A 4,931-nucleotide genomic window follows, 5' to 3' on the forward strand; every position below is an offset into this window, starting at 1 on the left:
TCGCGGAGGCCGTCGCAGCGCAGGTCGACGCGCTGCGCGCGCGCGAAGCGACGCTCGCGAGCGGGCTGCCGCCCGCCGCGCTGTCGATCGCGTGCGCATCGGCCAACCTCACCGACACGCTCGCCGCGTCGCTGAACGCACTCACGCCCGCGCTCGCGCAGTTCGGCGCCGAAGGGCTCGCGCCGTTCCTGCCGCGCTGGCACGCGCTGCACGCGTACGCGGGGCGCGAAGTCGTGCTGCTCGAACAGGGCGTCGAACGCGTGCGCGGCATCGCGACGGGCATCGACGCGACCGGCCAGTTGCTGCTCGATACGCCGGACGGCGTGCAGGCGATCGCCGCCGGCGACGTATCGCTGCGCGAAGCGCAATGAACGAGCCGCACCTGCTGATCGACGCCGGCAACAGCCGGATCAAGTGGGCGCTCGCCGATTCGCAGCGCACGCTCGTCGAGACGGGCGCGTTCGGCCACACACGCGACGGCGGCGCCGATCCCGACTGGTCGGCCCTGCCGCGTCCGCGCGGCGCGTGGATCTCGAACGTCGCGGGCGCCGACGTGGCCGCCCGGCTCGACGCGCTGCTCGACGCACGCTGGCCGGGCCTGCCGCGCACGACGATACGCGCGCGTCAGACGCAGTGCGGCGTGACGAACGGCTATACGACGCCCGACCAGCTCGGCAGCGACCGCTGGGCCGGACTGATCGGCGCGCACGCGGCGTTTCCGGGCGAGCACCTGCTGATCGCGACGTTCGGCACCGCGACGACGCTCGAGGCGCTGCGCGCGGACGGCCGCTTCACGGGCGGGCTGATCGCACCGGGCTGGGCGCTGATGATGCGCGCGCTCGGCACGCACACCGCGCAGTTGCCGACGCTGACCACCGACATCGCGAGCGGCCTGCTCGCCGGCGCACCGGCCGAACCGTTCCAGGTCGATACGCCGCGCTCGCTGTCGGCCGGCTGCCTGTATGCGCAGGCCGGGCTGATCGAACGCGCGTGGCGCGATCTCGCGGATGCCTGGCAGGCGCCCGTGCGGCTCGTGCTGGCCGGCGGCGCAGCGGACGACGTCGCGCGTGCGCTGACGCTCCCGCATACGCGGCACGATGCGCTGATCCTGTCCGGGCTCGCGCTGATCGCCGCGGAAGCGGCAACCGCCACGCCGACGCAGGCGTGACGGAAAAGCGCCGGCATCGCGCCGGCGCACGGCAACGCGAGCCCGTGCGGGCCTGCGTCACGATGACGGTGAAGCACGGGCGGCGCCATGCTGGACGCCCGCGCGCACGGTCAACGGCAGGAACGAGAACGAATGAAATCGCCGGCGATGCGGCCGGCCCGATTGAATGACGTGAACCACGTCAATGACGACGAGGAGTGTCGACGATGCTGCGCTGGCTGATCGCTGTTCTCTTTCTCGCCAACATGCTCGCGTTCGTGGTGGCGCGCGGCGTGTTCGGGCCGCTGCCGGCGGCCGGCCCGCGCGAACCCGGTGTGCTGGCGCGACAGGTGCGGCCCGATGCGCTGCGCGTGACGCCGCTCGCACGGGCCACCGACCAGCCCGTCATCGGCGGCCCGATCGCGCCGCCGTCCGTCACGGCCGAGCCGCTCGCGGCGTCCGCGCCCTGACGGCGCCGGGCCGCGCTCAGGACTGCTGCGCGCGCACCTTCTTCAGCAACGCGGTGGTCGAGCGATCGTGCTCGAACGGGATCGCCAGCGCCCGGCCACCCCAGCCACGCACCAGCGCCGATTCCGGCAACGCATCCATGTCGTAGTCGCCGCCCTTCACGAGGATGTCCGGCCGGACCGCCTCGATCAGCGACACCGGCGTCTTTTCCTCGAACGTCACGACCCAGTCGACGCTTTCCAGCGCCGCGAGCAGCGCCGCGCGGTCTTCCTGGCGATTGATCGGCCGGTCGTCGCCCTTGCCGAGCATGCGTACCGATGCGTCGCTGTTCACGCCGACGATCAGGCATGCGCCGAGCGCCTTCGCGTCGGCAAGATAGGTGACGTGGCCGCGATGCAGGATGTCGAACACGCCGTTGGTGAACACGACGGGCGACGGCAGCGACGCGCGCAGGGCGACGAGGGCATCACGGGTGATCAGCTTGCGTTCGAAGGTGGCGGACATGATGGGAGTCGGACGGAATGGGCCACGGCGCACGCGGCGGCGGCGCCAGATAAAAAGCCCGCCGGACTGACCGGGCGGGCTTCATGCAACGGGTGCGACATCGCGCAACGCGGCCGGCGCGATTCACGCCGGCTGCGGCGCCAACCGGCCTCAGGCCGGCTGCGCGGCCGACGACGGGCCGCTTTCGGCCTGCAGGCGGCCGGTGACTTCCTTGCGGTAGCGGTTCAGCTCCTGCGCGGTCGCGAACGTGCGCTCGAACAGGATCGACAGGTTGTGCAGGATCCGCTCGACCACCTTCTTTTCCCACTCGCCGTCGAAGCGGATCTGCTCGTCGAGCCAGCGTTCGAGCCATTCCGGATCGGGCAGGCGCGACTGCACGGTGTCGCGCGGGAACAGCGCCTGGTTCACGTGCAGGTTGGTCGGGTGCAGCGGCTTCTCGGTGCGGCGCGCCGACGCCATCAGCACGCCGATCTTCGCGAATGCGGCACGCGCGACGTCGCCGCAGTTGTTCAGCGCCTTCTTCATGTAGCGCAGGTACGCGCCGCCGTGGCGTGCTTCATCGCGCGAGATCGTTTCGTAGATCTGCTTGATGACCGGCTCGGTGTGCCAGTCGGCCGCGCAACGGTACCAGTGGTTCAGGCGGATCTCGCCGCAGAAGTGCAGCATCAGCGTCTCGAGCGGCGGCGCCGGGTCGAACTGGAAGCGCACCGCGTGCAGTTCCTCTTCGGTCGGCACCATTTCCGGCTTGAAGCGGCGCAGGTATTCCATCAGCACGAGCGAATGCTTCTGCTCTTCGAAGAACCACACGCTCATGAACGCGGAAAAGTCGCTGTCGTGCTGGTTGTCGCGCAGGAACATTTCCGTCGCGGGCAGCGCCGACCATTCGGTGATCGCGTTCATCTTGATCGTCTTCGCCTGCTCGTCGGTGAGCAGCGAAGCGTCGAACTTGTCCCACGGAATGTCCTTCTCCATGTCCCAGCGGACGGCTTCGAGCGATCGGTAAAGTTCCGGATAAAGCATCGTGTTCATGATGGTCCCACCCCTGTTCTGCGCAATGCGACTTCTCTAAACGTGACTGTTGCCGCGCAAGCGCGCCCGAGCGCGCCTTTTGCAGCCAAGACTCTAATTTTACGCGGGAAACCGGCCAGCCGGACGGTGATTCCTCGTCCGGCAGCCGGGCGGCCGCGCCGCCGCCGTTGCGGCATGCCGCAGCCACGCTCCGCGAACGGAACCGGCTGCACGCTTGCCTGAGTGGGGGGCCGGCGCTGGCCGGCTCGTTGGCGCGCCCGTCCCCTGCCCCAGGCGGGTTCCCCGAAAGGTCCCGTGCGGATGCCGGATCGGCGGGCTGCTCGATATGGTGTATACGGCGGCGGCCATGATATCACGCGTGCATGACGGTTCCGAGACGCCTGCCCGGTCGTGCGCCGCCAATCGCGGTGCGGCGATCGGTCGCGGCCGACCGTCGCGAAAACGCAACCTTACATTCTCCTGCAAGCATCAGACCCGTATTTCTCCGGTCGCGAGGCCGTCTTCCGGCGGGATGCCGGCGGCCGGCGCGCTGCCGCCGTCCGCCCGCGCGATCCAGCCGGTCAGCGTGTCGCGCTGCGCACGCCCGTCGCGATAGCCGAGCTCGATCAGTTCGCGCGTGAACGCCTCCTCGAACAGCAGGTAGCTCGCGAACGACGCGCCGGCCGGCTGGCTGCCGCCGATCGCGCCGAGCAGCCCGCGCATCGTCGCCGGCATCTGCTTGAGGTGCTTCGCGGCGATCAGCTCGATGCGCTCGGACGGCGCGATCGCGAGCACGTCGACGTGCCGCCAGCCGCTGTCCATCTCGACCTGGTGCGGCAGGTGCTCGATCATCCGGTTGATGTGCTCGATACGCTCGATGTCCGAGCCGATCGAGTCGAGGAACACGCTCGCGAGCACCTGCTGGCCGATCTGCGCGGGCGTCGGGTAGCCGCGCACCAGCCCGTGGCCGTTCGCGGCCGGAATCTCGGGCCGCGGGTCGGCCGCGCCGATCACGACGATCCGGTCCGCGCCGAAGTGGATCGCCGGCGACAGCGGCGCGATCTGCCGGATCGAGCCGTCGCCGAAGTATTCGATCTGCCCGTCGAGCACGAGCGGCACGGCCGGGAACACGAACGGAATCGCCGACGACGCGAGCAGGTGCGACGCCGACAGGTCGACCAGCCGCGCGGTGCGCTGCGCGCGCCGCCACGCCTGGATCGGCTGGGCGGCCTGGTAGAACGTGAGGTGCCGCCCGCTCGAATAGCTGAGCGCCGTCACCGCGAGCGCATGCAGCAGGCGCGCCTCGAGCATCTGCTCGATCCGGTGGAAACTCAGCTCGCGCTGCAGCAGGTGCGCGAGCGGCGCATTGTCGAGCAACCCGCGCGGCGAACGGCGGGCCGCCCAGCCGAAGGTCATCGCCGCGAGCCAGCGTGCGCCGGCGCCCGCGATGCCGAGCCAGTCGGTGCGATACACGTAGTCGGCGCGCAGCGGCTCCCAGAATTCGAGCAGGCGCCGCACGCCGTGGGAAAAATCGTCCGCGTGGCTCGCGATCGACGTTGCGTTGATCGCGCCGGCCGACGAGCCGCACACGACCGCGAACGGCAGCGTGTGCCGCAGCGGATCGGCCTCGCGCGCGATTTCGGCCAGCGCTTTCAGCACGCCGACCTGATAGGCGGCACGTGCGCCGCCTCCCATCAGAACGAGCGCGAGCCGCATGATCGACCTGCTACCTGCGCCGCGTCACGTCGAGCGCTTCGGCGGACGGGTTTCGGGCGACGATGCGGCGGCCGCGCGCGCCGCGGCC

Annotated in this window: 5 protein-coding genes and 1 pseudogene; 3 read left to right on the forward strand and 3 right to left on the reverse strand. The window is 70.5% G+C overall.

Going from position 1 to position 4,931, the window contains the following annotated elements:
* From G3N98_RS38355 to G3N98_RS38365, 3 genes and pseudogenes are all read left to right on the forward strand, one after another.
* Positions 1-371 (forward strand): annotated as a pseudogene (locus tag G3N98_RS38355) (biotin--[acetyl-CoA-carboxylase] ligase); the annotation flags it as partial.
* On the forward strand, positions 368-1,168 hold the full coding sequence (locus G3N98_RS38360; RefSeq protein ID WP_206151035.1) for a type III pantothenate kinase: 801 nt from the start codon (positions 368-370) through the stop codon (positions 1,166-1,168). The pseudogene G3N98_RS38355 and the gene G3N98_RS38360, both read left to right, overlap by 4 nt.
* Positions 1,169-1,374: 206 nt before the next feature.
* Entirely contained in the window at positions 1,375-1,617 is a 243-nt protein-coding gene (locus G3N98_RS38365; protein ID WP_089426666.1) for a hypothetical protein, read from the forward strand.
* Positions 1,618-1,633: 16 nt separating this feature from the next.
* Here G3N98_RS38365 and rfaE2 read toward each other — a convergent pair whose 3' ends face one another.
* From rfaE2 to G3N98_RS38380, 3 genes are all read right to left on the reverse strand, one after another.
* On the reverse strand, positions 1,634-2,119 hold the full coding sequence (gene rfaE2, locus G3N98_RS38370; RefSeq protein WP_089426432.1) for a D-glycero-beta-D-manno-heptose 1-phosphate adenylyltransferase: 486 nt from the start codon (positions 2,117-2,119) through the stop codon (positions 1,634-1,636).
* Positions 2,120-2,269: 150 nt separating this feature from the next.
* Positions 2,270-3,148 carry a diiron oxygenase gene (locus tag G3N98_RS38375; RefSeq protein WP_011353352.1) on the reverse strand — a complete coding sequence of 293 codons (879 nt, stop codon included), beginning with the start codon at positions 3,146-3,148 and terminating at the stop codon, positions 2,270-2,272.
* Positions 3,149-3,616: 468 nt separating this feature from the next.
* Positions 3,617-4,843, reverse strand: a complete 1,227-nt coding sequence (locus tag G3N98_RS38380; RefSeq protein WP_206151036.1) for a patatin-like phospholipase family protein — start codon at positions 4,841-4,843, stop codon at positions 3,617-3,619.
* Positions 4,844-4,931: the final 88 nt, after the last annotated feature.

The organism is Burkholderia sp. Tr-20390 (assembly GCF_017104595.1).
Taxonomy (GTDB): Bacteria; Pseudomonadota; Gammaproteobacteria; order Burkholderiales; family Burkholderiaceae; genus Burkholderia.

Bases quoted from the DNA above. Each gene is read 5' to 3' on its own strand.
- G3N98_RS38380 (WP_206151036.1), bottom strand. From the start codon at position 4,843: ATGCGGCTCGCGCTCGTTCTGATGGGAGGCGGCGCACGTGCCGCCTAT.
- G3N98_RS38375 (WP_011353352.1), bottom strand. From the start codon at position 3,148: ATGAACACGATGCTTTATCCGGAACTTTACCGATCGCTCGAAGCCGTC.
- G3N98_RS38360 (WP_206151035.1), top strand. From the start codon at position 368: ATGAACGAGCCGCACCTGCTGATCGACGCCGGCAACAGCCGGATCAAG.
- rfaE2 (WP_089426432.1), bottom strand. From the start codon at position 2,119: ATGTCCGCCACCTTCGAACGCAAGCTGATCACCCGTGATGCCCTCGTC.
- G3N98_RS38365 (WP_089426666.1), top strand. From the start codon at position 1,375: ATGCTGCGCTGGCTGATCGCTGTTCTCTTTCTCGCCAACATGCTCGCG.